The organism is Brachybacterium sp. AG952 (assembly GCF_004362645.1).
Classification (GTDB): domain Bacteria; phylum Actinomycetota; class Actinomycetes; order Actinomycetales; family Dermabacteraceae; genus Brachybacterium; species Brachybacterium conglomeratum.
This window is the reverse complement of the sequence record NZ_SNXV01000002.1, coordinates 507,924-534,393: the sequence shown is the minus strand read 5'-3', so window position 1 is coordinate 534,393 and position 26,470 is coordinate 507,924. Positions and strand designations below refer to the sequence as shown.

The window sequence follows — 26,470 nt, the reverse complement described above, 5'->3', positions numbered from 1 at the left end:
TCAGCCCTGGTTCGCGCTGCCGGGGTGCGCCCACGGCGGCACGTCGCCGCCGGGGTAGCCGTCCGGCACCTGCTGCTGGGCCTGCCGCTGCGCCTCGCGCGCCTTCTGCTCGGCCTCCTGGCGGGCCCGCTGGGCGCGGGCCTCCTCGCGCTGGCGCTGCTGCTCGGCGGAGGCGCGCTGGCGCTGGACGGAATCCGCGGCGTCAGCGTTCTGGCTCGCCTCGGCCGCGGCCTGCGACTGCAGCATCGCCGAGCGGATCTCCTCGCCCATGGAGCCGACGGAGCCGGGGTTGCTGGGCAGGTAGAGCACGTTGGAGCGGCCGTTGCGGGCCACGTCCTGCATGGTGTCGAAGTACTGCGTCATCAGCAGCAGCTGCTCGGCGGAGTTCTCGATGCCGACCTTGCGCAGCATCTCGTACTGCTCCGCGATGCCCAGCGCGATCGCCTTGCGCTGGGCGGCGACGCCCTCGCCCTGGAGGCGCTTGGACTCGGCCTCGGCCTCGGCCTGGGTGACGCGCTTGATCTTGTCCGCCTCGGCGAGGGACTGGGCGGCGACCCGGTCGCGCTGGGCGGCGTTGATGGAGTTCATCGAGTCGCGCACCCGCGAGTCCGGGGAGATGTCCTGGACCAGGGTGTTGATGATGTTGAAGCCGAACTCCTGCATGCGGGCCGAGAGGGTGTTCTCGACGCTGCGGGCGATGTCGTCCTTCGACTCGAAGGCCGCGTCCAGCTCGAGGCCCGACAGCGCCGAGCGGACGGTGTCGAAGACGTACGAGCGGATCTGCGCCTCGGGGTTGGACAGCTTGTAGTACGCGTCGACGACCTGTTCCTCGCGGATGCGGTACTGGACCGCGACGGGCACCGTCACGAAGACGTTGTCCTTGGTCTTGGACTCGATGTTGACCTCGAGCTGCTGGACGCGCAGCGAGACCGGCTTGGTGGTGCTGTCGATGAACGGCGTCTTGAAGTTCAGGCCCGCTTGCGCGACGCGGCGGAACTTCCCGAAGCGCTCGACGATGATCGCCTCCTGCGTGTGCACCGTGAACATCAGAGAGGTGCGCAGGCCGCCGAACAGCAGCGCGGCGAGGATCGCGAGCACGACGAGAATCACGACGAGCACGACGATGGTGATGACGAGGCCTTCCACAGGGACCCCTTTCGAGTGGGAGGAACGTGTGGGACACGCTACCAACTCACCGGAGGGACAGCTCCGCCTCGATCCTGCGGGCGATGCGGACGGGCGGCACCGGCGGGGCGAAGCGGCGCACCACGTGCCCGTCGGCGGAGACGAGGAACTTGGTGAAGTTCCAGGCGATCCTCCCGCCCATCACCCCCGGTCTCTGCGCGCACAGCCAGCGCCACATCGGCGGGGCGTCGGGCCCGTTCACGTCGGTCTTCGCGAACAGCGGGAAGGTCACCGAGAACTGGGAGGTGCAGGTCTCCCGGGTGTCCTCGTCGCTGCCGGGGTCCTGGTGGAACTGGTCCGAGGGGAACCCCAGCACGCTGAAGCCGTGCGGGGAGAAGCGCTCGTGCAGCTCCTGCAGGCCCCGCAGCTGCGGGGTGAAGGCGCACTGGGTGGCGGTGTTGACCACCAGCACCGGGCCGCCGCGGAACCCGCCGAGGTCCACCGGCTCGCCGTCGATGCTCGTCGCCGAGAAGTCGTGGAAGGTGCGGTCGTCCATGATCTCCTTCCCGAGGCCGTCCTTACGCCATCGTAGGTCAGGAGAGGAACTCGTCCACCTCTGCGCGCGAGGGGGCGCTCTGCGGCCCGCGCCGCGTCACCGCGATCGCCGCGGCGGCGTTGGCGCGGGTCGCCGCGGACTCCCAGTCCGCGCCGAGCGCGCGCTCCGCGAGCAGCACCCCGGTGTGGGTGTCGCCGGCGCCGTTGGTGTCCACCGGCGTCTGCGGGAAGGCGGGGATCTCGGTGCCGCGCCCGTGATGGAAGACGTGGCATCCCCGCTCCCCGTCGCGCACCACGACGACGGCGCCCGGCCGCAGCCGCCGCCGGATCGCCTGCGGGGTGTCCTCGAGGTGGTCGAGGTCGGTCAGCGCCCGCGCCTCGTCCGCGTTGGAGGTCCACACCGTGGTGAGTGCGAGCATCCGGTCCTGCAGCGCGCGGGGGAAGGAGGCGAAGGGGTCGCCCGGGTCCAGCACCACGTCGACGCCCTCCTCGAGCCCCTCGAGGAACTCCAGCAGCGGTTCCCGGGTCGGTTCGAACAGGCTGTATCCGGAGACGCACACGAGGTCCCCGGGCCGGGGCGCCAGCCGCGCGAACGACTCCGCGGTCACGTCCCGCTCCGCCCCGTACACGGTGAGGAAGGTCCGCTCGGCTGACGGCTCCAGCAGCACCACGCAGTACCCGGTGTCGGCGTCCTCGCGCGGGACGTCCGAGACCGCGACCCCGTCGGCCCCCAGCACCTCGCGGATCAGGTCTCCGTTCGGGCCGGTGCCGTGCGCGCCCCCGTGGACCGCCTCCGCCCCGGTGCGCGCCGCAGCGAGCAGCGTGGTCACGGCCCCGCCGGCGTAGCGCCTTTCGGTGCGGGCGTTGGTGTTCCCGCCGCGCGCGGGCAGCGCGTCGACCTCCAGGATCACGTCGACGAGGGCCTGGGCGGTGTGGAGCACACGGGACATGGCCCGAGTGTAGGTGGGAGCATGGCCCGATGGCCCCCGCTTCCGCCCGCCGCCGCACCCCCGTCATCATCGTGATCGCCGCGCTGGCTGTCATCGCCCTCGCGCTGGGCGGCATCGCCTTCTGGCGCTCCACCGCCGACGACGGCACGGACGCCGCCGAGCAGCTCGCCGGCACCCTCGCCGAGGGCGGCTCCGACCTCGACGCCGAGGTGCTCGGCGCCCTCCGCGACGCGGGAGCGACCCCCGAGGTCACCCTCGCCGATGCCGGCGAGGCCCAGGACGACAGCCGCACCGCCACCTACGACTGGACCTGGACCCTCCCGGACGACGCCGGGACCTGGGAGTACACCACCACCGCCACCTTGACGAAGGGCGAGGACGGCTGGGCGCCGCAGCTCACCCCCGCGGCCCTCGGCCCCGAGCTCGAGGACGGCGAGACGCTCGCCGTGCGCTCCGTCGACGACGAGCTCGGCACCATCACCGATCGCGACGGCACCCAGCTGTACGGCCCCCGCGACGTGAAGGTCCTCGGCCTGGACAAGTCCCAGCTCTCCGCCGACGAGCTCGACTCCTCCGCCCGCGACCTCGCCGCCGCGCTCGGCACCGACGCGGACCGCTACGCCGAGAGCGTCGCCGGCGCCGGCGAGGAGGCCTTCGTCCCCGCACTTACGATCCGCGTCAGCGACGAGGGGGAGTACGACCTCGCCAAGGCCGGGCAGGTCCCCGGCTTCCACGCCCTCGAGGAGCAGCGCCCCCTCGCCGTCGAGCGGGACTACGCCCCCGGCGTGCTCGGCTCCCTGCGCGAGGCGACCGCGGAGGACGTCGAGAAGTCCGGCGGCGAGATCCAGGCCGGCGACCAGGTCGCGACCGGCGGCGTCCTCGCCGCGGAGCAGGACGCGGTCCTCGGCACCTCCGGCCTCGAGATCGTCGCCACCGGCGGCGAGCACGAGCGCCTGCTCCACGAGGTCGCTCCCGTCGCCGGCACCACGGTGCGCACCACCCTGGACGACGACCTGCAGCGCCGCGCCACCGCCGCGATCGCCGACGAAGACTCCCCGTCGGCCGTCATCGCGCTCAGCGCCTCCACCGGCGACGTGCTCGCCGCGGCGCTCGGCCCGACCGGCCAGTCCTATCCCGTCGGCCTCGTGGGCCAGTACGCGCCCGGCTCGACCTTCAAGACCGTCACCGCGCTGTCGCTGCTGCGCGCCGGCGTCACGCCCGACACCGAGCTGCAGTGCCCCGAGACCGCCTCGGTCGCCGGACGCTCCTTCAAGAACGCCGACTCCATGGACCCCTCCCTGTTCGGCACCATGCCGCTGCGCTCGGTGATCGCGCACTCCTGCAACACCGCGCTGCTGCTGCAGCACGAGACCGTCTCCCAGGCCGAGCTCGCCGACGCCGCGACCACCCTCGGCATCGGCCAGGAGGCCCCGGCCGGGCTCGACGCCTTCATGGGCTCGATCGACCCGGCCGACGAGGGCGTCGAGCACGCCGCGGCGATGATGGGCCAGGGCCGCGTGCTCACCTCCCCGCTCGCCATGGCGACCGTGCTCGCCTCGGTGCAGAACGGCTCCACGGTCACCCCGCGGATCCTCGCCGACGAGGACCAGGCCGCCCCCGAGGTCCCGACCCCGCTCACCGAGGACGAGGCCGCGCAGATGCAGGAGATGCTGCGCGGCGTGGTCACCGACGGCAGCCTCGACGATTTCGCGGACCTGCCCGGGGAGCCGGTGATCGGCAAGACCGGCACCGCCGAGTACACGAACGAGGAGGGCGAGCTCGCCCTGCACTCCTGGGTGATCGTCGCCCAGGGCGACCTGGTCGTCGCCGCCTTCGTCGAGGACGGCAGCTACGGCTCCGTCACCGCTGGTCCGATCGCCCGGGAGGTGCTCGCGGGTCAGTAGGCGGTGCGCCCCTCGTGGGCGAGCCACGCGTCGAACGGGGCGACCGCGTCCGCGTGCCGGTGCTGCTCGACGGGGAGCACGGCGTGGCGGCCCGGCCGGGCGAAGTAGTCGTAGAAGGCGGAGTCGTCGAAGCCGGCCCGAGCGGCGTCCCCGCGGCCTGCGGCGAACACCACGAGGTCCAGCCGCGCCCAGAGCGCCGCGGACAGGCACATCGGGCACGGCTCGCAGCTCGAGTACAGCACCGCGCCACGCAGCTCCGGCGATCCGCTGCGCGCACAGGCCTCCCGGATCGCGGCGACCTCGGCGTGGGCGGTGGGATCATTCGTGGCGGTCACCCGGTTCACGCCCTCGACCAGCTCCCCGCTCGTCAGGCGCACCACGGCGCCGAACGGACCGCCGCCGTCGGCGACGTTGGCGGTGGCCAGGGCGATCGTGCGCTGCAGGGTCTCGGTGGGATCGGGATGGTCCATCGCGGGCCTCCTCGGGGCCGGGACCGCCGAGACTACAGCCCCGCCGCGACCTGCACGGCCTGGCGGATCGCCCGCTCCGCGTCGAGCTCCGCGGCGACGTCGGCCCCGCCGATCACGTGCACCCGCGGCGCCCGGCCGCGCCGCTCGGCGATCACCTCGTCGGCCAGCGCGTTCACGCTGACCTGCCCGGCGCACACCACGACCGTGTCGACATCCAGCACCCGCGCCTCGCCGTCCTCGGTGATGTGCAGGCCCGCCTCGTCGATCCGCTCGTAGGTCACGCCGCGGTGCTGGATCACGCCGGCATGGCGCAGCTCCGCCCGGTGCACCCAGCCCGTCGTCCGGCCGAGCCCTGCGCCGATCCGCGTCTCCTTGCGCTGCAGCAGGTGGACCTCGCGCCGCGCCTCCTCGCGCGGACGGGTGATCACGCCGCCGCGCTTCTCGTCGGCGTCGACCACGCCCCAGTGCTCCCGCCAGCGCCCGACGTCCAGCGTGGGGGAGGGGCGCGGCGCGGTGAGGTACTCGGCGACGTCCACGCCGATCCCGCCCGCGCCGATGATCGCGACCTTCTCGCCGGCCTCGGCACGGCCCTCGAGCAGATCGGCGTAGCTGATCACCTCCGGCCCGCCGCTCCGTTCCAGAGCGATCTCCCGCGGCGCGACGCCGGTGGCGACGATGACGTCGTGGAAGCCCTGCAGCTCGGTCGCCGTCGGCCGCATCCCGAGCCGGATCCCGACGCCCGCCGCGGCCAGCCGCATCCGCCAGGACTGCAGCGCCTGCGCGTAGTCCTCCTTGCCCGGGATCCGTGCCGCGAGCCGCAGCTGCCCGCCGATCTCGTCCGTCGCCTCGTAGAGGGTGACGATGTGGCCGCGCTCGGCGGCGGCCAGCGCCGCCTCGAGCCCCGCCGGGCCCGCGCCGACGACGGCGACCTTCCGGATGCGGCGTTCGATCACCGGCGTCAGCACCAGCTCGGTCTCGTGGGCGGCGCGCGGGTTCACCAGGCAGCTCGCCCGCTTCCCGTCGAACACCTTGTCCAGGCAGGCCTGGTTGCAGGAGATGCAGGCGACGACCTGTCCGGCGCGGCCGTCCGCGAGCTTGTTCGGCAGCTGCGGATCGGCCAGCAGCGGGCGCGCCATCGAGATCAGGTCCGCCTGCCCGGAGGCGAGCACCTGCTCGGCGACGTCCGGGTCGTGGATGCGGTTCGAGGCGACCACGGGGACGCCGACCAGCTCGCGCAGGTGCTGGGTCTGCTCCGCGAAGGCGGCGCGCGGCACGGAGGTGACGATGGTGGGCACTCGGGCCTCGTGCCAGCCGATCCCCGTGGAGAGCACGTCCACCCCGGCGCGGACCAGGGACTGCGCGAGCGCGGTGGTCTCGGTCCAGGTCTGCCCCTCGGGCACCAGGTCCAGCAGGGAGATGCGGTAGCTCAGCAGTGCGTCGTCCCCGATCGCGTCCCGCACCGCGGCGGTGATCGCGAGCGGCACGGCGCGCCGGCCCTCGGAGGTGCGGCCCCAGCGGTCCCGGCGATGGTTCGTGGCCGGGGCGAGGAACTGGTTGAGCAGGTAGCCCTCGCTGCCCATGATCTCGACGCCGTCGTAGCCTGCGTCGACGGCGCGGCGGGCCGCCTCGGCGAAGTGGTCGATGGTGCGCTGCACCCCGCCCCGGGTGAGGCGTCGGCTGCGGAACGGGGACAGCGGCGACTTCCCGCCGCTCGGCGAGGCGGACAGCGGGTGGAAGGCGTAGCGGCCGGCGTGGAGGAGCTGCAGGACGATCCGTCCGTCGGCCTCGTGGACCTCGCGGGTGATCATCTCGTGGGCGCGCAGGGTGCGGGTGTCGGCCTGGGAGCCGCGCGGGGTGAGGCGGCCGCTGCGGTCGGGGGAGAAGCCGCCGGTGACGATCAGCCCCACGCCGCCGCGGGCGCGCTCGCCGAGATAGGCGGCGAGCTTCTTCGCGTCCGACGGGTCGTCCTCGAGTCCCGTGTGCATCGACCCCATGACGATCCGGTTGCGGACCTCGAAGGGGCCGAGGTCGAGCGGGGAGAGCAGGGATCGGTACCGCGACGCTGCGGAGTGCTGAGGAGAAGACATGCCCGCGATTCTGCCAGCTCGCCTGCGTACGCTGGAACGGACCGGTCCCACACTGCTGCGAGGAGCCCCCGATGACGACCCGCCTGCTGATCATCGTCGATGTCCAGAACGACTTCTGCGAGGGCGGTGCGCTCGGCGTCGACGGCGGCGGCGCGGTCGCGGAGCGGATCGCCGAGGTCGTGCGCGAGCACGGCGGGGACTACGACCGGATCCTCGCCAGCCAGGACTGGCACCGCGGGGACACCGACAACGGCGGGCACTTCGCGGTGCCGCCGGCCGCGCCGGACTTCGTGGACACCTGGCCCGTGCACTGCGTCGCGGACACGGAGGGCGCGGCGCTGCATCCGGCGATCGCAGCGGTGGAGGACCGGGTGGAGGTCGTGCACAAGGGGCACGGCGTCCCGTCGTACAGCGTGCTCGAGGGGATCGTGATCGGCACGGGCGAGTCGGTGCAGGCGCTGGTCCCCGGCTGCGAGATCGACGTGGTGGGCCTCGCCTACGACTTCTGCGTGCGCGCCACGGCCCTCGGCTCGCGCGAGGCCGGCGCATCGGTGCGGGTGCTGCGGGAGATGACGGCCGCTGTGCATCCCTCGGGCGTCGCGGAGCTCGAGGAGGAGCTGGCCGCGGCGGGTGTCGAGGTGGTCAGAACGGTGGATCGCCGAGATCCGGCGGCGGGTTCCCGGGAGGGATGATCTTCCGGCCGGCGGCCTTCGCGAGAGCGGCCCGTCGGTCCTCGGCGACGCGTTCCGCGCGGGGTCGGGCCTGCTCCTCGGCGTGGAGGCTGCGGGCCTCGGCGGCGAGGCGCTCGTGCTCGGCGGCGGCATGCTCGAGGAGCCTGACCGTGTGCGGGGTGAGCAGGTCGGTGGCCTCCTCGGTGGTGGTGCGCAGGTCCTCGCCCAGGGTCCAGTGCGTGATGAGCGGCCGGGCGGGCGCGCTGTCGTCGACCGGCTCGCGGGTCGGATCGATCAGGCGGGCGGTCTTCATCTGGTGGTGCTGCCAGCACAGCCGGTGAAGGTTCGCCAGGGAGGTGGGCCCGCCGCGCTCGGGGTGCTCGTGGTCGTACTCGAGGATGTGGTCGTCCTCCGCGGCGGTCGCGGTCGGGCGGGTGCAGCCGGGCGCTGCGCAGACGGGGTGGCGCAATCGGAGCTGCAGCCGCATCGCGGCGCTGGGCCGGTAGGTCTCGGGCAGCACGGGAAGATGCGTGCCGCGGACTGCATCGGTGAGGATCCGGGTCCAGACGCTCTCCCCGGCCGCGAGGTCCCGGGCGAGCTCGGCGGGGATAGGGGTGGTGCCCTCGAGCATGGCGGGTGCGTCGTCCTGTCCGAGCAGCGTCATCACCGGCACCGTGACCAGGAGCTTGTACGGCGAGGCCGTCTCCTGCACCGGGGCGGTGTCCAGCACGGTGTGGGCGAGGATCGCGTAGCGCAGGGTGCGCAGCGAGAGCGGTGCGCCGCGCTCGGCGAGGTCGCCGTCGAGGTCGAAGGGCAGCGGCCCCTCGGTCCCGTCCACGAGGGCGGCGCGCTGGGCTCGCTGCACGTCGCGGGCGGCGACGTCGAGCCGGTGGGCGAGCCCCTTGATCTCGAGGATCGGGCCGGTGACCAGCAGCGAGGCGGTGCCGGTGGTGGAGTCGACGTCGACGATCTCCACATCGCGGCTCTGCGAGGGCGGGGTCGGCAGGGCGCCGGCGGTCGCGAGCTCGATGGCGAGTCGGAGGTGCCGGGAGAAGGTGTCGAGGGAGACGGACGGCAGCTCGATCGTCGCCATGTGAGCGTCGACCTGGGCGGCCTGCTCGTCGGTCAGTCGCCGCACCCGCCGCAGGAGCATCTGATGCATCGCCTCGGTGAGATCTCCGCGGCGCAGGTACTCGAAGGTGAGCGGCATGATCTCGACCGCCCGGTGCGCATCGAGCACCTGGCTCCAGGCCTGGTTGTAGGTGCAGCGAAGTCCGGCCGCGACCTTCAGCGCGGTCATGTCCGCGTCCTCGGGACGGCCCTGCACCTCCGGGTCCTCACGGAAGAAGGTCTTCAGCAGCCGCAGGTGATGGGCGTACAGCCGGGCACGGGTCAGCGCGGTGCGGTGCAGCGCCATCACCCGCCCGGACTCGACAGTCCCCTCGCCGACCTCCTCGAGGATCCGCTCCGTGGTCAGCGGCCGACGGGCGCGGGCACGCCATGCGGGCAGCTCCGGGACCGTCGCGGGTGGGAGGAGGGCGCCGGACGATGGCGACGAGGCCGAGGCAGGGTGGACAGGGGCGGGATAGGACGCAGCGGCCTGCTCGGACTGCTGTGCCGCGCTGTCGCCGGGCTGATCGAACTCGCCCATCGTGCCCCCTCCTTCCTCGGCCCGGGAGAATGCCGGATCGCTCCATCGTGTAACACCTCCAGAATATTCGTGAAGGTGCCACCGGGGAAGAGTTGGAGCGCAATCGGGATGAATCTGTGGATAACCTAGTTGTGTGGAGGGGAGGTCGGGGTGGCAGGCGTGGGTGTGTGGATGGGCGGGCTCGACTGTCGGGCCTGTGTGGTAGGGCGTGTCTGCTGGTGGTGCGGGTGCGCGTGGAGCGGTGGGTGGGGCTGATGGGCTGGCGCACGGGCGGGCTGGTGGTGGCCTGGTGGGGGTGCGGTGGAAATGGATCGCGGGGCGTTGCCTTGAATGCTATTCGGGAATCGATGGAGTGACTATTGCGGAATGGCCATCTCTGTGAATGCGGGGGAGTGCTCCGTCGGTCAGTCGTCGTACAGTTGTCGGCTCCCGTCGGCCGCCTCGTCGAGCCGGGCGCTGCCGAGCGGGTCCGCACTGCCCCGTCCCCGCGCCGCCCTGTACATACACCGACACACACGGCACGATGGCTCCATGACGAATCCCTTCACCCCGGGCTTCGGCCTGACGCCGATCATCCTCGCGGGCCGCGACATCGCGATCGACGAGTTCGCCGCGGCGCTCGCCGGCACCGTTCCCGAGGCGCGGGCGATCCTCATCTCCGGCCAGCGCGGCGCCGGCAAGACCGTGCTGCTCACCGAGTTCCGCGAGCTCGCCCTGGAGGCGGGCTGGATCGACCTCAGGATGCACACCTCCTCGACCTCGCTGCTCGAGGAGCTGCGCGGCCAGGCCATCTCCCGGCTGCGCGAGATCGATCCCGAGGCGGAGACCTCCCGCCTCACCTCCGCGCGCGTCATGAACGTCTCCGCCCAGCGCGACATCGTCCACCGCTACGAGGGAGAGGGGGAGCCGCTCACCGTCGTGCTCGACCGTCTCGCCGCGCTCGCCGAGGCCGAGGGAGGCGGGCTGCTGATCACCCTCGACGAGCTGCAGTCCGCCGACCGCGACCAGCTCCACGCCCTGACCCAGCACGTGCAGGACCTCATCGGCTCCGGGCACGCCGTCGCCTTCCTCGCCGCCGGGGTGCGCACCGGGGTCGATGCGCTGCTGGACCACGAGCGCACCACCTTCCTGCGCCGCGCGCACCGCCTCGAAGTGGGCAGCGTCGACGTCGGCACCGCCGCCGAGGCGATCCGGATGACCGTCGCCGACACCGCGAAGTCGATCACCCCGGAGGCCGCGGTGCTCGCCGGAGAGATCTCCCGCGGCTACCCCTACCTGATCCAGCTCATCGGCTCCAAGGCCTGGCAGAACAGCGGCGACGCCGAGGTGATCGAGGTCGAGGACGTCCGCGGGGCGCGGGACACCGTCGTCGCGGCGATGATCAAGAACGTCCACGGCCCGGCGCTGCGCGGCCTCAGCGCCCGCAAGCGCGAGTACCTGCTGGCGATGCTCGAGGACGAGGGCCCGTCGGCCGTCGGAGACATCGCCCGACGCATGGGCATCGACCCGCGCAACCAGTCCACCTACCGCGAACGCCTCATCGAGGACGACCTGATCCGTCCTGCCGGGCGCGGCTTCGTCGAGTACTCGCTGCCCTATCTCGACGAGGCGCTGCGCCACGAGGAGCGCGAGGGGGTGGGCTCGGACATCGAACCCGATCGCGGGGTGCGGCGCTCGCACCGGGCCCGGACGAACGCTCGGTGACGGACACCATGAGCACGATTCCCAGCACGCCCCGGCGCCCCGCCCGTACCTATGCCACCGGTCCGGTCACGAGGGCGCTGCGGTGGTTCACGGTGATCGCGGCGCTGGGCGTCACGGCGTGGATCCTGGTGCGCTACTCGTCCCTCCCGGGCACGGTCGCGATCCACTTCGACGCCGGCGGGCAGGCTGACGACTGGGGCCCGCGCTGGTCCGTGCTGGTGCTGGCCGCGGTCATGCTGCTGCTCTCGCTGGGAACGGCGGCGCTGTCGACCCGCCCGCGCTGGTTCAACTATCCGCTCGAGACCACCGAGCGCACCGCCCAGGCCGTCTACCGCGAGGGGGAGCGGCTGATGGTCTGGACGGGGCTCGGGATGCAGGGCGTCTACGCCGGGATCTCGTGCTCGCTGCTCGGGTCCGGAGGGGCCGCGCTGCTCGTCACCGGTCTCGTGGTGATGGTCGGTGCGGTGGTCCTCGGCATCGTTCGCGTGGTGCGCGCGGCGCGCTGAGGCCGGTTCACACCCGAGCCAGTGCCACGCCCACGTTGTCGGGGCCGCCGGCGGCGAGCGCGAGGTCGATCAGGTGCGCGGCCAGGGCGTCGAGATCCTCCGCCTCGGCGGCGGTGAGCGATTCGGCGAGGGCCGACGGGTCGACCACGGCGTGCAGCCCGTCCGAGCCCACGAGCACCAGGTCGCCGGGCTCCAGCCGCCGCACCAGCAGGTCCGGGGCCGACGGGGCGCCCGCGGCGAGAGCCCGGTTCAGCACGCGTCGGTCCGGATGGGAGGCGGCCTCCTCAGGGGAGAGGCGGCCCGCCTCGAGCAGGGAGCGCACGTGGGTGTGGTCCTGCGTGACGTGCTCGAGCCGTCCCGCGCGGACGAGCATCGCGCGCGTGTCGCCGAGGTGGGCGATGTGGAGCCGGTCCCCGTCGAGCACGGCGGCGGTGAGGGTCGAGCCGGACTCGCCCTGTGTCGGCACCAGCGCCTCGGCGGCGGTCCAGGCGGTCTCGAGGGCATGCAGCGGGGCGGCCGACTGGGCGGCGAGCGCCCGTTCGAGCGCGTCGGCGAACGCTGCGAGCATCCGCGCGGCGAGGTCGCCGGCGCCGCCGAAGCCGTCGGCCGCGGCGAGCAGCGAGCGCCCGACAGGCAGGTCCCGGACCAGCACCGCGTCCTCCTGGGCGGTGCGCTCGAGGCCGATGTGCAGCGCCGAGGCGCTGCGGGCAGGGGTGGTCGTGGTGGTCATGGCGTCCTCCGTGGGGTGCTGCCCGAGCGACGAGGCGAGGTCGCGGACGGCGGTGGCGCGGGAGAGGGCGTCGGCCTCCTCCTGCCGCCACCAGGAGCGCAGCTCCGTCGCGGCGGCCGCGCCGTCCAGGTCGCACAGCACTCGGATCCGGGCGAGCCCCATCCCCAGTCCCCGCAGGGCCGCGATCAGGCGGGCACGGCCCACCTGGTCGGTCCCGTAGGAGCGGTAGCCGGTCGAGGGGTCGACGCGGCGCGGCACCAGCAGCCCCGACTCGTCGTACAGCCGCAGTGCCTTGGGGCTCAGGCCGCTGCGCGCGGCCAGCTCCCCGATGCTCAGCAGGCTCTCGTCCATGCGTTCCTCCGTCGTGCCTCGCCCGGTCTCGGGCACCGGGTCCGTCCCGGCGCGGACCACGCTGGGCCCTGCCCCGAGGGGAGGGTCAAGGAGGCACGAGGATATTTCGTCGACCGGTGGTCCCGCGCCGTGGTGGACTGCGCGCATGCAGCTGACGATCCGTCCCCTGGACGCCTCCTCCGACCTGGAGCTCGAGCAGTACCGCGCCCTCGAGCAGGCGCTGGACGACCATGTCTACGGCGGTCATCAGGAGGAGAGCCTCGCGCAGCTGCGCGCCGGCCTCGAGGACACCCCGTACTGGTCGGTGCGGCGCTGGATCGCGCTCGCCGAGACGCTCGAGGGCGGGGAGATGCTCGTCGGCCGCGCGATGACCTTCACGCCGCAGCAGGAGAACCTCGAGTCGATCTCCGTCGGCGTCGCCGTGCATCCCGCGCACCGGGGGCAGGGCATCGCGACCGCGCTGGTCGAGGAGGCGCTGCTGCCCGCGATCGCGCAGTCCGGCCGCAGGCTCGTCGAGGCGTACGGCGAGATCGAGGCGGGCGTCGACCCGGAGGATCCCGCCCACCCCGTGCACCGGATCGCTGCCCGGCTCGGCGTGAGCCGCAAGAACCTCGCTGTGTGCCGGGCGCTGCGGCTGCCGCTGGACCCCGCCCGGCTCGACGCGCTCGAGGTCGAGTCGGCGCAGAAGCGCGGCGAGTACCGGATCGAGCAGTGGGTCGGGGAGATCCCCGAGGAGCACCTGAGCGCCTACGGCCGGCTGCTCACCCAGCTCGAGATCGACGAGCCCGACGAGGAGGTCGAGCACGAGCCCGCCGAGTACACCCCCGAGCGGATCCGCGTGAGCGAGCGGCGGATGCGCGAGGCGGGCACGATCCGGATCCTCGCGGTGGCTGTCGCGCCGGACGGCGAGTTCGTCGGCAACTCCGAGGTGCACGTGCACGAGGCGCCCGGCAGCACGCTCGGCTATCAGGAGAACACCCTGGTCATGCCCGAGCATCGCGGGCACCGGCTGGGCCTCGGGCTCAAGGTCGCCACCCACCGCCAGCTCGCCGAGCGCGCCCCGCAGCTGCGCTCGCTGGTCACCTGGAACTCGCACGTGAACCCGTGGATGATCCAGGTCAACGAGAAGCTCGGGTATGAGCTGCTCTTCCACGAGGTCGTGATGCAGGGCAGGCGGACGGGCTGAGCGACACGCCTGCCGAGCGCGCCTGACCCCATCACCCTGCTCCGCCCCGTAGGTTCATGCCTGAGGAATCGGGCAGAGCGGTCAGGGGGAGCCGTGGAGGCGAAGCATCGCAGGAAGCCGCCGAGCCGCGGCCGCAGCTCGCACCAGTTCACCGTGGCGATGGCGATCCTCTCGCTCGTGCTCGCCGGCGGTGCCGTCACGGGGCTCGGCACCTCGATGCTGCGTCCCGATGACGCCGCCTCTCCCGCCGAGGCGGCCGTGCACGATCCGATCGGCGACCCCTCGAACACGACCCGGCTCGTGCACCGCGACCGGATCACCGGGGACATCTCCCCGAAGTCCGTGGTCGCGAGCCCGGCCGGGGACGTCATCGCGAACAACATGATGTACAACCACACCTCGACGCTGTACGACGCGAGCAGCCTCGAGCTCGCCGCGACCGTCCGCGACACCGTGGACCTCGCCGAGTTCGGGTTCCCGGACAGGGCCGGGGAGACGACGGGCGCGCCGGTCGAGGCGGTGTTCTCGCCCGACGGGAGGTTCGCCTACGTCTCCCAGTACTCGCTCAAGGGACCCGGGGCGGGGGAGACCGCGACCGACGACTGCGCCGCCGGCGATGCGATCGGGAACAGCGCCGTCTACCGCCTCGACCTCGAGACGAAGGAATGGGACCAGGTCATCGAGGTGGGGCGGGTCCCGAAGTTCATCTCCCTCTCGTCCGACGGCTCCGTCGCGCTGGTCTCGAACTGGTGCGACTCGAGCGTCTCCGTCGTCGACCTCGACAAGGGCGAGGAGATCCGGCAGATCCCCGTCGACTCCGCGCCGCGCGGCTCCGTGGTGCTGCCCGACAACCGCACCGCCTATGTCACCGCGATGTACGCCGACGAGCTGTATCGCGTGGACCTCGAGACCGGCGAGAGCGAGCTCGTGCTCGAGACCGGCCGCAAGCCCCGCCACCTGGTGCTCTCCCCGGACGCGTCCCGCATGTACCTCACCGAGTCCGGGGACGATCGGCTGCTCGAGCTCGACACCGCCACCGGCGAGGTGCTGCGCGAGGTCGCCACCGGCCGGGAGCCGCGCACCATGGCGATCTCGCCCGACGGGCTCGCCCTGTACGTCGTGAACTACTACGCGAACACGGTGACGAAGTTCGATGCCGAGACGCTCGAGGAGATCCAGACCGTCGAGGTGGGCCAGAACCCGATCGGCATCACCTACGAGCCCACCCACGGCCGGGTGTGGGTCGCGAACTATGCCGGGTCGATCGACGTCTTCGACGACACCGCCCCGCGTGATGGCACGATGGAGCCATGAACGCCCACGCCGTCGTGACGGCCTCCCGCGAGATCGCCGCCCCCGCCGCCGCCCTCTTCGACCTCATCGCCGACCCGGCCGAGCAGCCGCGCTGGGACGGCAACGACAACCTCGCAGGCGCCGAGGCCGGCCAGCGGGTCCGCGCAGTCGGCGACGTGTTCGTCATGACCAACCGCAACGGCGGAGTGCGCGACAACCACGTCGTCGCCTTCGTCGAGGGTCGCGAGATCGCCTGGCGCCCCGCGCCCCACGGGGAGCAGCCGGCGGGCCACCAGTGGGGCTGGGTCCTCGAGCCGCTCGAGGACGGACGCACCCTGGTCACCCACGTCTACGACTTCTCCGACCTGCCCGCCTCGCAGGAGGCGCGTCTCGCGAAGGCGCGGCAGATGACGCCGGAGAAGCTCATGGCCTCGATCGACCGCCTCGCGGAGCTCGCCGAGGGCTCGTGAGCACGCCGTCGGAGCCGCCCGTCGACCCGAGGAGCCTCGGGCCGATGATGGACCCGGACGTGGCCCGCATCGAGTCGGCGATCGAGGCGGCCGCGCGGCGCGGCGACTTCGACGACCTGCCCGGCGCCGGGAAGCCCCTGGACCTGCCGGACACCCATGACCCCGACTGGTGGGTGAACCAGCGCATCGCGAGCGGCGACATCGACTCCGAGGCGCTGCTGCCCGTCGTGGTGCTGCTGCGCAAGGAGTACGAGCGCCGCGACGAGACCCTCGCCGCGCTGCCCGACGAGAAGGCCGTGCGCGAGTACGCCGCGGACTTCACCGAGCGCGTCCACGAGGACCGGCGCGCGAACCCCTTCCAGAAGATGCTCGCGCCGGCGTGGGACGGGGACGACGCGGTCGCGCGCTGGCAGGAGGTGCGGGCAGCGGGTCCCGCCGTGCCGTCGGCCCCCTCCCCGCCGGATGCCGCGCCGCCGGCCCGGCGCCGGCGGTGGTGGCCCTTCGGCCGACGGGGGTGAGCTGTCAGCGCCACCCGCGCCAGGCCGCGGCGACCCACTCCTCGGGATCGGCGGCCGACGGCGGGGCGCCCTGCACGGCCAGCCAGGTGCACATCGTGCGGCAATCGCGGTGCAGGAACTCGGTGCCGTGCGGGTTCGCGATCAGGTCGATGGTCTGCGGGACGTCGATGATCACCGGATCCGGATCCGCCATGCGCGAGTCGGCCAGCACGTTGTACGGCGAGAGGTCGCCGTGGACGAGGCCCAGGGCGGCCAGGTCGATCACCGCCTCCCGCATCAGGCGGGCCCAGCGCTCGGCGCTCGCGGGATCGGGGGAGGTCTCCTGGAGACGGGGCGCGGCGACCGCGCCGTGCTCGTCGTCGGTGCCGATGAACTCCATCAGCAGCTCGGTGCCGACGATCTGCACCGGATAGGGGACGGGCAGCCCCGCCTCCCACAGACGGCCGAGCACCTCGAACTCGGTGCGCGCCCACTGGCCCGCGGCGACCTGCTTGCCGAAGGCGGTGCCCTTCTTCATCGCGCGGGCCTCGCGGGAGTCCTTCCCGCGACGACCCTCGGCGTAGGCGCTCGAACGGTGGAAGGTGACCTGGTCGGGGTCGCGGTAGCGCTTGGCGACCAGGAGCGACGCCTCGCCGGGTGCGCCGGTCAGCTGCTCGGCGGGCAGGGCGCGGTCGATGAGGAAGGCGTCGGCCTCCTTGCCGGTCTTGAGGATGCCGAGCTCGGTGTCGATCGCGCCGTCGTGCTGCACCACCCAGTCGGGGAAGGGCTGCGGGCCACGGTCGAGGGTGTGGGCGGTCTCGGGCCAGGTGGACCAGCGCTGGTCCTCGTCGAGCTCGGCGAGGGAGAGGGAGTACATCGAGCGTGCGAAGAAGTCGTCCGGGTCGAAGGACGTGGTCATGTCAGGGTCTCCTGAGGGAGGGCGCCCGCTCTCAGCGGTGCGCGAGGGAGGGGAGGACGGCAGGGGTCAGCACGGTGACGCTCATCTGGTCCTCCTTCCCTCAGGGCCGGCCCGGGAGGCGCGGCGATGGGGTGAGCCTATGCGGGGCGGCGCTGCCGGGCCAGCGAATTCCGGCCGACGAGTTCGAGGCTCTGACCTGCGGAGTGTGGAGAACTCGAGGTGCCCTGTCGGAAGTGTGGTCGGGTGTGCGCATGACTGCTGCGTGTCCCGTGCTCCGTCCGTCCCGTCGTTCGCTGCTGCTGTCCGGGGCGCTGCTCGGCACGCTCGGGCTCGCGGGGTGCGACGGAGTGAGCCTGCCGTGGAGCACGCCCCGTGCCACGGTGACGCTGGCGCCGATGACCACCGCCGCTGAGCTGCAGCCCGAGATGCCTGTCTACCGCGAGGACTGGGGGATCTCTCCCAGCTCGGAACGGCCGATGGCGATGCTCGTGCATCGTGAGAGAGCGCTCGAGGCCGATCTGCGGGCGGTGACGCTCGAGGAGCCGGAGGGTGTCGCCGTCCCGATCGATCCGCTCACCACGGGCCTCGTCATCGACGGGCACGGGAAGACGGTGCGGGTCTACGCGAGCCGCGTCGTGGATGCCGCGCGGCGCACGGTCATGCACACGTCGACGGACTTGGTGGAATGGGGGAGCGTGGACGTGGACGGCGGGATCGGCGCCGCCCTCGTCGCAGCGGGCGACGGACTCGTCGCGACCTCGCAGCGGGACGGTGAGCTGCAGGTCTGGGACGTCTCGGACGATGGGGCGGCGACTGCCCTCACCCCGGTCCCGGTGCCCGAGGGGCAGAAGTGGTCCGTGCAGGCGGTCGGTCGTGCAGACGATGCGGTCCTCGTGGCCATCGATCGGAAGGGGACCTCGGAGGAAGCGGCCGTCGTCGTCTCCTCGTCCGACGGCGGCGTGACGTGGAGCGCCCCGACGCCGCTGCCCGGCGACGCGGACCAGAAGTCGGTGCATGCGATCTTCGCGCAGGACGGCGCGTTCGTGCTCGTCGGGTCATGGCGAACGGCGGTCGACTGGGACGAGCACACCCGCACCTCTCGCGCGGCGGCGTGGACGGGTGCCGGTGCGGAGGGCCTGCACGCCGAAGAGGTTCCCTTGCCGCGGTGGGGGCTGGAGAACTTCCATCAGCACGACGGCCGTGGCGAACTCGACCCCGACACCCCCATCGACTTCACCGACCTCTCGGCAGGTCGCCCGGTGCGCTCGCCGGACGGATCGGAGATCAGCGTCCCGACCTGGTGGGGTGATGACATGCGGATGCTCCGCCGCGACGCCGACGGCACCTGGTCGGCTGGAGAGCCGAAGGAGTATGTCCCGGCCTATGTTCTCGAGGCGGTCGGGGATGCGACCGGGACGATCTTCCGGGAGAACGGCCGGGTGTACGTCCAGGAGGCGGGAAGCAGTGAGGAGGCAGGGCTGCGGGTCGATCCGGCGCGGGGACTCTCGGTCGCTTCGGCGGCGACCGGCACGGGGCTCGCCGGACGGATCACCTGGACCACCTCCACCATCGACCGAGGCGCTGAGCAGATCAACTGGCGGTCTCCGACCTACGGCACGGCCTTCGGAGCTGGCGAGGGCGACCAGCTCGTACGACGGAACGAGTCCCTGCTCGGGACCGCCAAGCCCCGGTCCGTGCACATCCATCGGCTCGACGGGGACCTGACGCTGTGCACGGGGGTCGTACCGGTGGGCGATCCCCTGGCTGAACCCGGGTTCGCCGTCGAGGCGAGCACCGATCACAGCACGTGGCAGAGCGTGACGGGACTCCCTCGGTCCGAGAACGACGTGGCGGTGGGCGAGGCGAGCACGGTCGACGGCGTGCACTACCTGCCGGTCGCTGAGTGGATCTTCCCTGAAGACGGGGGTCCCTCGGTGCTGACCCCGAGGCTGTACAGCTCGACCGACGGGATCGCCTGGGAGGCCGTTCCGCCTCCCGTGCCGGACCATCCGGAGCCGGAGAAGGCCGCGCTCGGCGCCCATGTCGATGTGATGACCTCCGTCGATGGTGTCCTGATCGGCCTGGGGTCCGTGATCGATGCCCTGGACGAGTGGAGCCCGGTGACCTTCGTGCAGGACGGGGAGATCTGGCGGACCGTGCCGCTCGACGGCGCCGTGCGCGGCGTCTCGATCGCAGGGGTCGGCGACGACGGGGTCCATGGCTCCGTGGCGGGACGTACGGGGCGCTGGAGCCTGACTGCGGACGGCACCCTCACGGAGACCTACCGCGCCGACGACCGCGGCAGGCGCGGCCCGGCGCTGGACCTGGGGGAGGGGGCGCTGCTCGCGGGAGGGTGGATCGACGTGCCCGCCGGCACCGAGGGGGATGATGGCGAGGTGGGGATCGGGGCCTGCCTGTGGGCGAGCCTCGATGGAGGCGAGAGCTGGCAGGCGACGATGCTGCCCGGGCAGGAGGGGCGCTTTCCCGATGTCCACGTGCGCGCGCAGGGTGACGACGTGCTGGTCATCCTCGATGATCCCGACGTTCCACATGGGTACTGGATCAGGGGCGCCCGAGCCGACGTCCTCGGCGAGGAGGGCGAGTGAGGGGCGACGCGACCTGACCGTCCTTCCCGCTTGAGCCGGGGCGGCCATAGGGTGGCGGGATGTTCCTCGAGAACCTCGGCATCGACGCCCTGGACCCGCAACGCCTGGGCCGCTTCTGGGAGACGGCCCTCGGCACCACCACCCTCACCGATGCGCCCGACATCTTCGAGACCAGGCTGAGCATCGACGGCGACGCCTACCTCGACCTGTGCTTCGCCCGCGTCCCGGCACGCAACGTGGCCCCGCAGCGGCTCCATCTCGACCTCCGCGGCGGCGCCGAGCGAGAGGCGATCGCGCAACGGCTGCGGGAGCTCGGCGCGAGCGACCTCGACATCGGGCAGGGCGAGGTGCCGTGGATCGTGCTCGCCGACCCCGAGGGCGGGGCGTTCTGCGTGATGGAGGAGCGGGCGGCGTACGTGGGTACAGGGCCGATCGCCGCCCTGCCGCTGGACTCCGCCGACCCTGCCCGCGATGCGGAGTTCTGGGCCTGGCTGAGCGGCTGGACGCCCGCGCCGGGCGTCGCGCCGCGCACCCTGCGCCATCCCTCGGGACGAGGACCCCTGCTCGAGCTGTGCCCGGAGCCGGCACCGAAGCGGCTCGGGGCCAAGAACCCGATCCACCTCGACGTGCGGCTCGAGCCGGAGGACGATCCGGACGCCGTCGCGGCCGGGATCGCCGCACGGGGCGGCGAGGAGTTCTTCGCGAACTGGGGCGAGCTGCCCTGGCGAGTGTTCCGCGACCCTTCCGGGAACGAGTTCTGCATGCTGCCGGCCGTGGGAGCGGGCGCATGAGCCGCGGCCGCCGCACTGCCGGATTCCTCGGCGCCCTGCTCGCAGGGGCGGGGACGCTGCACATCCTCCGACCCGAGCCCTTCGACACCATCGTCCCGCCCGCGCTGCCGGGACCCGCACGCGGATACACCTATGCCTCGGGCGTCGCCGAGCTCGCCGTGGCGGGGCTGCTGGCTGTTCCCCGGACCAGGCGCCTGGGAGGAGCTGCGGCGGCGGCGCTGTTCGTCGCGGTGTTCCCTGCGAACGTGCAGATGGCGTACGACTGGCGCCGTGCCCGGCCACGGAAGCGGATGATCGCCGTCGGTCGCCTCCCGCTGCAGGGCGTGCTCATCGCGCAGGCGCTGCACGTCGCACGGAACGGACCGTGAATGGGTTAACGTGGCCGCTCGTGTGATCGGACGGACAAAGGAGTTCACGTGACGTCCAGACGAACCTTCCTCGGCCTGGCCGGGGCGGCGGGCGCGGCGGCGCTCGCCGGGTGCTCGTCGGAGCCCGAGATCGACGCCGCCCTCGGCCCGCCGGCGACCCCCGATACCGAGGACGAGATCACCTTCGGGATCTGGGACAAGGCGCAGGAGCCGGCGATGCTCGAGATCGTCGACGCGTTCCACGCCCACTACCCGGGCATCGGCGTGAGCATCTCGACCACGGCCTTCGGCCCCTACTTCGAACGGCTCCGCATCCAGGCGCAGGGCGACGACCTGCCGGACGTGTTCTGGATCAACGGCCCGAACTTCGAGCTGTACGCCTCCCACGGGATGCTGCAGGACCTCGGCGAGCTCGAGGGCTTCGACCCGGCGAACTACCCGCCGAACCTCGTGGAGCTCTACACCTACGACGGCACGCCCTACGCGGTGCCCAAGGACTTCGACACCATCGCCCTGTGGTTCAACCGGGACCTGCTGCACCGGGCCGGGGTGGACGAGCCGACCGGCAGCTGGTCCTGGGACGAGTACCGCGACGCCTCCGAGGCCGTGACCCGGGCGCTGGGCGGCGAGCAGATCTGGGGCAACCCCGGCGGGGTCGCGAACCAGGCCATGATCTACCCGCTGATCAAGCAGGCGGGCGGGTACGTCCTCTCCGAGGACAAGACCCGCTCCGGCTACGGCGAGCCCGCGGCGATCGAGGCGTTCCGGTTCCTCGACGGGATGATCCGCGACGGGATCGCGCCCGACGTGCGGTACACCGCCGAGAACGAGCCCAAGAACCTGTTCTCGGGCGGTCGTGCGGCGCTGTACCTGTCCGGGAACTGGGAGGCGGCCCTCCTGCAGGATTCCCCGGTGCGCGAGCAGCTGGGGGTCGCGCCGCTGATCCACGGCGCCGAGGAGGCCAACGTCATCCACGGCATCGGTTGCGCCATGTCCGCGCGCAGCCGGCACAAGCCCGCGGCCTCGGCGTTCCTGGCGTTCCTCGGCTCCGAGGAGGCGCACCGCATCCAGGCGGAGGCGGGCGCGGCCAACCCCGCGTTCCTCGGCACGAACGACGCCTACGTCGACGCGATCCCGGAGTTCTCGCTGGACGTGTTCGTCGACGCGGCGGAGACCGCCCGGGCCTATCCCGCCAGCCAGAACACCAGCGCGTGGCTGCAGCTCGAGGAGCTGCTGTTCCCGAAGATCCTCGGCGGCGACGGGCGGCTCGAGGCCACGGCCGCGGAGCTCGCCGAGCGCATGGACGGAGTGCTCGCCGATGAGTCATGACACCTCGCACGACACCTCGCGCCGACGCCGCTCGCGCGACGGCCTGTGGCCGCTGGTGTTCCTCGCCCCGCTGATGATCGGGGTGATCGTCTTCTACTTCTGGCCGATCCTGGCCACGTTCCTGAACTCCTTCTCGAGCTTCGGCCCCTTCGGCGACCGCAGCTTCGCCGGGCTGGAGAACTACCGCGCGCTGCTGTCGGACACCTTCGTCCCCCGCGCCGTGCTCAACACGGCGATCTACACCGCGATCGTGCTGCTGGGCATCCCGATCGCCGTCGGCGTCGCCTCGCTCATGAACCAGAAGGGCCTGCGGCTGACGCGCTTCTACCAGGTGCTGTTCTTCCTCCCGGCCGTGTCGATGCCGGTCGCGGTCGCGCTCGTGTGGCGGATGATCTTCAACCAGGAGTTCGGGGTCGTCAACTGGGCTCTCTCGCTCGTCGGGATCGAGGGCCCCTACTGGATCACGGCGCCCTGGTGGGCGCTGCTGGCCGTGTCGATCGTCGGCCTGTGGGCGAGCCTGCCGCTGGCGATCATCATCCTCTCCGCCGGGCTGCAGGGGATCCCGTCGGAGCTGTACGAAGCCGCGCAGCTGGACGGCGCCGGCACGCTGCGGCAGTTCCGCTCCGTGACCGTGCCGCTGCTGACCCCGAGCATCTTCTTCCTGACCATCATCACGGCGATCAACGGGTTCCAGCTGTTCGACCTGCTGTTCGCGATGATGGGGCAGGCCAACCCCGCGATGGCCGACACGCAGTCGCTCGTCTACCTCTTCTACTCCGAGGCGTTCCGACAGAACGACCAGGGCTACGCCTCGGTGATCGCGCTGCTGATCCTGCTGATCATCGGGGTGTTCACGCTCCTGCAGTTCCGGATGCAGAGGAGGTGGGTCCACTATGAGTGAGCGCAGGACCCGGACCGCGCGGCCCCGCTGGGGCACCCACCTGGTGCTGCTGCTCGGCGGGCTGGTGATGGTCTTCCCGTTCCTGTGGCAGCTGAGCATGTCGCTGTCCACGCAGGCCGAGGTCACCTCGGTCCCGCCGAGCTGGCTGCCGGCCGAGCCGCAGTGGGGGAACTATCCCGCGGTGTTCGAGCAGGTGCCGTTCTGGAACCAGTTCCTGAACACGGCGGCGGTGACCGGCGCACGGGTGATCGGCCAGCTGCTGCTGTGCGCGCTGGCCGGCTACGCCTTCGCCCGGATGGAGTTCCGGGGGAAGAACCTGCTGTTCGCGCTGGTGCTGTCGATCCTGATGGTCCCGTACCAGATCTACCTCATCCCGCAGTACGACATCATCCAGGAGCTGGGCTGGCTCAACACGGTCGCCGGCATCGCGGCGCCGGGCATCTTCAGCGCCTTCGGCACCTTCCTGATGCGTCAGCACTACCTGGGCATGCCGCGCTCCCTCGAGGAGGCGGCGCGGCTCGACGGCGCGAGCCCCTGGCAGACCTTCTGGCGGATCATGTTCCCGCTGTCCGGCCCGGCGCTGAGCGCGGTCGCGATCCTCACGGCGCTCGCCTCCTGGAACGACCTGATGTGGCCGCTCATCGTGGCGACCTACGACGACCGCACCACCCTCGCCGTCGGCCTGTCCACGCTGCAGGGCCAGTTCACCACCGACTACCCGGTGATGATGGCCGCGGCGTTCATGGCGATGCTGCCGCTGATGATCCTGTTCATCGTGCTGCAGCGCCGGGTGGTCGAGGGGCTCGCGCACTCGGGTATGAAGGGCTGAGGCATGAAGGGCTGAGCGCCGCCTCCGTCTAGCGCTGCGACTCGAGGCGCCCGGCGACCACGGTCGCGAGCGGGTCGACGGTGCGCAGCCGCGCCGCGGCCTCGCGGGCCGCGGCCTCGTCCATGAGGCCGTCCGCGCCGGCGGGGACGTCGGCGAAGAGGTCTTCCGCCTCGTCGAGGAGGACGATGTCCGCGCGGCCGCCGACGGCGAGGGTCCCGACCCCGTCGGTCGAGGCGGCCAGGGCCTCGCGCGGCTGGAGCTGCTGGGAGGGGTGCCAGGCGGGGCGCTCGTCGGCGCTGCGATGCACGGCCGCGGCCATCGCCAGCCACGGATCCAGCGGAGCGACCGGCGCGTCGGAGCCGAGGGCGAGCTCGACGCCGGCCTCCCGCAGGTCGCGGAGGCGGAAGGCCTGTGTTCCGTGGCCGGGCCAGATCGACTCGGTCGCGTCCCGGTCGTCCAGCAGGTGCGCGGGCTGGACCGAGGCGATGACGGAGAGCGCGGCCATGGCGTCGATGTCGTCGTCGGTGAGCATCTGGGCGTGCTCGATCCTCGCCGCGATCCCCACCTCGGCGATCGCGGCGAGGGCGACCTGCGCGGCGGCGTCCCCGATCGCATGGACGGCGGCGGTCAGGCCGCGCCGACGGGCTTCCGCGAGGGCGTCGCGCAGCGCCTCCGGACCGACGCTGAGCACGCCGTGGCCGGCGTAGCCGTGCCCGTCGGTGTAGGCCTCGCGGGTGTAGGCCGAGTGGGAGCCGAGCGCCCCGTCGACGATCACCTTCAGCGGCCCCATCGTCACCAGGCCCGACGGATCCAGCGCCGTGCCCGTCGGTCCCGGTGCCGCGGCGAGCTCCTCGGGGTACACGGCGGTGCGGATACGCATCCGTGGGCTGCGGTGCGGCCAGGACTCCCAGGGCCTGCCCCACTCCATGTCCACCAGGCCCACGACCCCGCGCTGCAGGGCCTGGCGCTGCAGCATCGCCGCGCCGGTCGCCACGGACTCGGCGACCCCGGGCAGCTCGGGCAGGTGCGGGGCGAGCGCGAACCAGTCCTCCTCGGCGACGATCCCGTCCCGCGGCGGCAGGCCCAGGGCGTGCAGCGCCGCGGAGTTCAGCCAGGCGTGATGGGCGTCGCCGCCGATCAGCACCGTCGGCACCGAGCCGGTCGCCTCGTCGAGCGCCGGCACCGTCGGCGGGATCGCGAAGTCGACCAGGCGGTGTCCGAAGCCGATCAGCGCCGCGCCCGCCGCCCCGGTCTCGCGCCGCGCGGCGAGCTCGGCGCGCACCCGCTCCAGGAGCACTCCGACGCTGCCGGCGCCGGTGGTCTCGAGGCGGGCATGGGCCTGGGCGAGCTGCCCGGTGTGCACGTGCTGGTCCCAGAGCCCCGGGATCGCGAGCGCACCGCCCGCGTCGAGGACCTCCTCGCCGGCGCGGCGCGGCAGCGACGCACCGACCTCGACGATCACCCCGTCGTCGATCCGCAGGTCCGAGGGGACGGCGGCGTCGAGGGCAAGCACCTGTCTGATCAGCACCGATCCAGCGTAGCCCGCCGCGCCCATGACGACTGTCATGGGGCGGACGTGATCGCGGGGGCTGGGGGCCGGGGGTGCGCGAGGGAAGGGTGGAGCCATGACCACCACCACCCTCACAGATGCACTCAGCCTCCGCGGCGTCACCCGCAGCTACGGCGAGGTCCGCGCCCTCGACGGACTCGACCTCGAGATCCGCCCCGGCGAGATCGTCGCGCTGCTCGGCCCGAACGGTGCCGGGAAGTCCACCGCCATGGAGATGATGCTGGGGCTCGCGACCCCGGAGCAGGGCAGCGTCCGCGTGCTCGGCACCGATCCCACCACCGCGACCCGCACCGGACTGATCGGCACGATGCTGCAGGCCGGGGCGCTGCTGCCCGACCAGAGGGTCCGCACCATGCTGAGGATGCTCCACTCCCTGCAGGCGCATCCGATGCCGATGGCCGAGGTGGTCGCCCAGGCCGACATCGCCGAGCTCATGCCGAGGCGGATCAGCGCCCTCTCCGGCGGCCAGTCCCAGCGGGTCCGCTTCGCGATCGCGCTGCTCGGCGACCCGCAGGTGCTGCTGCTGGACGAGCCGACCGTCGGCATGGACATCGGCGCCCGACGCGCCTTCTGGCAGCAGATGCGCCGGGTCGCCGCGAGCGGCCGCACCGTCGTCTTCGCGACCCACCACCTCGAGGAGGCCGAGCGGGAGGCGGGCCGCGTGGTCGTCATGGACCGCGGCCGCGTCGTCGCCGACGGGACCGGGGCCGAGATCGCCGCCGTCGTCGCCGGGCGGGTGATCACGCTGCGCGGGGTCGCCGCGGAACGGGTCGCGGCGCTGCCCGGGGTGGACAGCGCCGGGGCCGACGAGACCGACGACCGACGGGTCCGCGCCGTGTGCACCGACTCCGACGCCGCGCTCGCCGCGCTGTTCACCGGACCGCTCGCCCGCGAGGTCCACGACGTGCTGGTCGCGGCGCCGGGCCTCGAGGAGGCGTTCCTGCGGATCACCGAGCACGAGGACGAGGCAGCGCGATGAGCGCCGCCGACCCCGCCGCCCGCCCCGC

24 protein-coding genes are annotated in these 26,470 nt (G+C 72.6%); 15 read left to right on the top strand and 9 right to left on the bottom strand.

Features of this window, described 5'->3' with window-relative positions:
• The 3 genes from DEU31_RS07860 to DEU31_RS07850 are packed head-to-tail and all read right to left on the bottom strand — an operon-like array spanning window position 1 to window position 2,630.
• A complete protein-coding gene (locus DEU31_RS07860; RefSeq protein ID WP_010549943.1) occupies window positions 1–1,146 on the bottom strand; it encodes an SPFH domain-containing protein in 1,146 nt (381 codons plus the stop codon).
• Window positions 1,147–1,192: 46 nt separating this feature from the next.
• A complete protein-coding gene (locus DEU31_RS07855) occupies window positions 1,193–1,681 on the bottom strand; it encodes a glutathione peroxidase (protein WP_133676705.1) in 489 nt (162 codons plus the stop codon).
• A gap of 37 nt (window positions 1,682–1,718) precedes the next feature.
• Window positions 1,719–2,630: a PfkB family carbohydrate kinase gene (locus DEU31_RS07850; protein ID WP_133676704.1), complete on the bottom strand. Its 912-nt coding sequence runs from the start codon at window positions 2,628–2,630 to the stop codon at window positions 1,719–1,721.
• 29 nt (window positions 2,631–2,659) lie between these two features.
• Between DEU31_RS07850 and DEU31_RS07845 the strand changes: the two genes are divergently transcribed.
• Entirely contained in the window at window positions 2,660–4,534 is a 1,875-nt protein-coding gene (locus DEU31_RS07845; RefSeq protein WP_133676703.1) for a penicillin-binding transpeptidase domain-containing protein, read from the top strand.
• On the opposite strand, the gene DEU31_RS07840 is transcribed toward DEU31_RS07845, so the two are convergent.
• Window positions 4,528–5,004: a nucleoside deaminase gene (locus DEU31_RS07840; RefSeq protein ID WP_010549947.1), complete on the bottom strand. Its 477-nt coding sequence runs from the start codon at window positions 5,002–5,004 to the stop codon at window positions 4,528–4,530. The genes DEU31_RS07845 and DEU31_RS07840 overlap by 7 nt on opposite strands.
• 32 nt (window positions 5,005–5,036) lie before the next feature.
• Entirely contained in the window at window positions 5,037–7,091 is a 2,055-nt protein-coding gene (locus tag DEU31_RS07835; RefSeq protein WP_133676702.1) for an NADPH-dependent 2,4-dienoyl-CoA reductase, read from the bottom strand.
• Between the two features lie 71 nt (window positions 7,092–7,162).
• Between DEU31_RS07835 and DEU31_RS07830 the strand changes: the two genes are divergently transcribed.
• Window positions 7,163–7,783 carry an isochorismatase family protein gene (locus tag DEU31_RS07830; RefSeq protein ID WP_133676701.1) on the top strand — a complete coding sequence of 207 codons (621 nt, stop codon included), beginning with the start codon at window positions 7,163–7,165 and terminating at the stop codon, window positions 7,781–7,783.
• Here DEU31_RS07830 and DEU31_RS07825 read toward each other — a convergent pair.
• Window positions 7,734–9,413, bottom strand: a complete 1,680-nt coding sequence (locus DEU31_RS07825) for an HNH endonuclease signature motif containing protein (protein ID WP_133676700.1) — start codon at window positions 9,411–9,413, stop codon at window positions 7,734–7,736. The two genes, DEU31_RS07830 and DEU31_RS07825, sit on opposite strands and share 50 nt — an antisense overlap.
• Before the next feature lie 531 nt (window positions 9,414–9,944).
• Between DEU31_RS07825 and DEU31_RS07820 the strand changes: the two genes are divergently transcribed.
• Together DEU31_RS07820 and DEU31_RS07815 are read left to right on the top strand one after the other, a co-directional pair.
• Window positions 9,945–11,117, top strand: a complete 1,173-nt coding sequence (locus DEU31_RS07820; protein WP_133676699.1) for an AAA family ATPase — start codon at window positions 9,945–9,947, stop codon at window positions 11,115–11,117.
• A gap of 8 nt (window positions 11,118–11,125) precedes the next feature.
• On the top strand, window positions 11,126–11,623 hold the full coding sequence (locus tag DEU31_RS07815) for a DUF1648 domain-containing protein (protein ID WP_243733775.1): 498 nt from the start codon (window positions 11,126–11,128) through the stop codon (window positions 11,621–11,623).
• Between the two features lie 7 nt (window positions 11,624–11,630).
• Here the strand turns inward: DEU31_RS07815 and DEU31_RS07810 are convergent, their stop codons facing one another.
• On the bottom strand, window positions 11,631–12,704 hold the full coding sequence (locus tag DEU31_RS07810) for a MerR family transcriptional regulator (protein WP_010549953.1): 1,074 nt from the start codon (window positions 12,702–12,704) through the stop codon (window positions 11,631–11,633).
• A 145-nt stretch (window positions 12,705–12,849) separates the two neighbouring features.
• Here DEU31_RS07810 and DEU31_RS07805 point away from each other — a divergent pair, with 145 nt between their 5' ends.
• From DEU31_RS07805 to DEU31_RS07790, 4 genes are all read left to right on the top strand, one after another.
• On the top strand, window positions 12,850–13,890 hold the full coding sequence (locus DEU31_RS07805) for a GNAT family N-acetyltransferase (RefSeq protein ID WP_133676697.1): 1,041 nt from the start codon (window positions 12,850–12,852) through the stop codon (window positions 13,888–13,890).
• A 93-nt stretch (window positions 13,891–13,983) separates the two neighbouring features.
• The gene (locus DEU31_RS07800; RefSeq protein WP_010549955.1) at window positions 13,984–15,204 is read left to right on the top strand and encodes a beta-propeller fold lactonase family protein; all 1,221 of its coding nucleotides are present in this window, start codon (window positions 13,984–13,986) and stop codon (window positions 15,202–15,204) included.
• Window positions 15,201–15,653, top strand: a complete 453-nt coding sequence (locus tag DEU31_RS07795; RefSeq protein WP_133676696.1) for an SRPBCC family protein — start codon at window positions 15,201–15,203, stop codon at window positions 15,651–15,653. The genes DEU31_RS07800 and DEU31_RS07795 overlap by 4 nt, the downstream gene beginning before the upstream one ends.
• A 44-nt stretch (window positions 15,654–15,697) precedes the next feature.
• Complete coding sequence (locus DEU31_RS07790) at window positions 15,698–16,171, top strand: DUF1992 domain-containing protein (protein ID WP_133676695.1); 474 nt, start codon at window positions 15,698–15,700, stop codon at window positions 16,169–16,171.
• Between the two features lie 4 nt (window positions 16,172–16,175).
• Here the strand turns inward: DEU31_RS07790 and DEU31_RS07785 are convergent, their stop codons facing one another.
• Window positions 16,176–17,069, bottom strand: a complete 894-nt coding sequence (locus DEU31_RS07785; protein WP_133676694.1) for an RIO1 family regulatory kinase/ATPase — start codon at window positions 17,067–17,069, stop codon at window positions 16,176–16,178.
• 251 nt (window positions 17,070–17,320) lie between these two features.
• On the opposite strand from DEU31_RS07785, the gene DEU31_RS07780 reads away from it, so the two are divergent.
• The 6 genes from DEU31_RS07780 to DEU31_RS07755 are packed head-to-tail and all read left to right on the top strand — an operon-like array spanning window position 17,321 to window position 23,893.
• Entirely contained in the window at window positions 17,321–19,675 is a 2,355-nt protein-coding gene (locus DEU31_RS07780) for a hypothetical protein (RefSeq protein ID WP_133676693.1), read from the top strand.
• A 59-nt stretch (window positions 19,676–19,734) separates the two neighbouring features.
• Window positions 19,735–20,466, top strand: coding sequence for a VOC family protein (locus DEU31_RS07775; RefSeq protein ID WP_010549960.1), 732 nt, complete (start codon window positions 19,735–19,737; stop codon window positions 20,464–20,466).
• The gene (locus DEU31_RS07770; protein WP_010549961.1) at window positions 20,463–20,834 is read left to right on the top strand and encodes a MauE/DoxX family redox-associated membrane protein; all 372 of its coding nucleotides are present in this window, start codon (window positions 20,463–20,465) and stop codon (window positions 20,832–20,834) included. The genes DEU31_RS07775 and DEU31_RS07770 overlap by 4 nt, the downstream gene beginning before the upstream one ends.
• 48 nt (window positions 20,835–20,882) lie before the next feature.
• On the top strand, window positions 20,883–22,163 hold the full coding sequence (locus DEU31_RS07765) for a sugar ABC transporter substrate-binding protein (protein WP_133676692.1): 1,281 nt from the start codon (window positions 20,883–20,885) through the stop codon (window positions 22,161–22,163).
• Window positions 22,153–23,064 (top strand): sugar ABC transporter permease, encoded by a 912-nt coding sequence (locus tag DEU31_RS07760; RefSeq protein WP_133676691.1) that lies wholly within the window; start codon window positions 22,153–22,155, stop codon window positions 23,062–23,064. Before DEU31_RS07765 ends, DEU31_RS07760 begins: the two co-directional genes overlap by 11 nt.
• Window positions 23,057–23,893: a carbohydrate ABC transporter permease gene (locus DEU31_RS07755; RefSeq protein ID WP_010549964.1), complete on the top strand. Its 837-nt coding sequence runs from the start codon at window positions 23,057–23,059 to the stop codon at window positions 23,891–23,893. Before DEU31_RS07760 ends, DEU31_RS07755 begins: the two co-directional genes overlap by 8 nt.
• 28 nt (window positions 23,894–23,921) lie before the next feature.
• On the opposite strand, the gene DEU31_RS07750 is transcribed toward DEU31_RS07755, so the two are convergent.
• The gene (locus tag DEU31_RS07750; protein WP_133676690.1) at window positions 23,922–25,421 is read right to left on the bottom strand and encodes an amidohydrolase family protein; all 1,500 of its coding nucleotides are present in this window, start codon (window positions 25,419–25,421) and stop codon (window positions 23,922–23,924) included.
• 97 nt (window positions 25,422–25,518) lie between these two features.
• Here DEU31_RS07750 and DEU31_RS07745 point away from each other — a divergent pair, with 97 nt between their 5' ends.
• Window positions 25,519–26,442, top strand: a complete 924-nt coding sequence (locus tag DEU31_RS07745) for an ABC transporter ATP-binding protein (RefSeq protein WP_010549966.1) — start codon at window positions 25,519–25,521, stop codon at window positions 26,440–26,442.
• The last annotated feature ends 28 nt before the right edge of the window (window positions 26,443–26,470 follow it).

Bases quoted from the DNA above. Each gene is read 5' to 3' on its own strand.
- DEU31_RS07855 (WP_133676705.1), bottom strand. From the start codon at position 1,681: ATGGACGACCGCACCTTCCACGACTTCTCGGCGACGAGCATCGACGGC.
- DEU31_RS07815 (WP_243733775.1), top strand. From the start codon at position 11,126: ATGAGCACGATTCCCAGCACGCCCCGGCGCCCCGCCCGTACCTATGCC.
- DEU31_RS07820 (WP_133676699.1), top strand. From the start codon at position 9,945: ATGACGAATCCCTTCACCCCGGGCTTCGGCCTGACGCCGATCATCCTC.
- DEU31_RS07835 (WP_133676702.1), bottom strand. From the start codon at position 7,091: ATGTCTTCTCCTCAGCACTCCGCAGCGTCGCGGTACCGATCCCTGCTC.
- DEU31_RS07810 (WP_010549953.1), bottom strand. From the start codon at position 12,704: ATGGACGAGAGCCTGCTGAGCATCGGGGAGCTGGCCGCGCGCAGCGGC.
- DEU31_RS07785 (WP_133676694.1), bottom strand. From the start codon at position 17,069: ATGACCACGTCCTTCGACCCGGACGACTTCTTCGCACGCTCGATGTAC.
- DEU31_RS07840 (WP_010549947.1), bottom strand. From the start codon at position 5,004: ATGGACCATCCCGATCCCACCGAGACCCTGCAGCGCACGATCGCCCTG.
- DEU31_RS07755 (WP_010549964.1), top strand. From the start codon at position 23,057: ATGAGTGAGCGCAGGACCCGGACCGCGCGGCCCCGCTGGGGCACCCAC.
- DEU31_RS07760 (WP_133676691.1), top strand. From the start codon at position 22,153: ATGAGTCATGACACCTCGCACGACACCTCGCGCCGACGCCGCTCGCGC.
- DEU31_RS07845 (WP_133676703.1), top strand. From the start codon at position 2,660: ATGGCCCCCGCTTCCGCCCGCCGCCGCACCCCCGTCATCATCGTGATC.
- DEU31_RS07745 (WP_010549966.1), top strand. From the start codon at position 25,519: ATGACCACCACCACCCTCACAGATGCACTCAGCCTCCGCGGCGTCACC.
- DEU31_RS07830 (WP_133676701.1), top strand. From the start codon at position 7,163: ATGACGACCCGCCTGCTGATCATCGTCGATGTCCAGAACGACTTCTGC.
- DEU31_RS07850 (WP_133676704.1), bottom strand. From the start codon at position 2,630: ATGTCCCGTGTGCTCCACACCGCCCAGGCCCTCGTCGACGTGATCCTG.
- DEU31_RS07770 (WP_010549961.1), top strand. From the start codon at position 20,463: ATGAGCCGCGGCCGCCGCACTGCCGGATTCCTCGGCGCCCTGCTCGCA.
- DEU31_RS07825 (WP_133676700.1), bottom strand. From the start codon at position 9,413: ATGGGCGAGTTCGATCAGCCCGGCGACAGCGCGGCACAGCAGTCCGAG.
- DEU31_RS07775 (WP_010549960.1), top strand. From the start codon at position 19,735: ATGTTCCTCGAGAACCTCGGCATCGACGCCCTGGACCCGCAACGCCTG.
- DEU31_RS07805 (WP_133676697.1), top strand. From the start codon at position 12,850: ATGCAGCTGACGATCCGTCCCCTGGACGCCTCCTCCGACCTGGAGCTC.
- DEU31_RS07780 (WP_133676693.1), top strand. From the start codon at position 17,321: ATGACTGCTGCGTGTCCCGTGCTCCGTCCGTCCCGTCGTTCGCTGCTG.
- DEU31_RS07790 (WP_133676695.1), top strand. From the start codon at position 15,698: ATGATGGACCCGGACGTGGCCCGCATCGAGTCGGCGATCGAGGCGGCC.
- DEU31_RS07795 (WP_133676696.1), top strand. From the start codon at position 15,201: ATGAACGCCCACGCCGTCGTGACGGCCTCCCGCGAGATCGCCGCCCCC.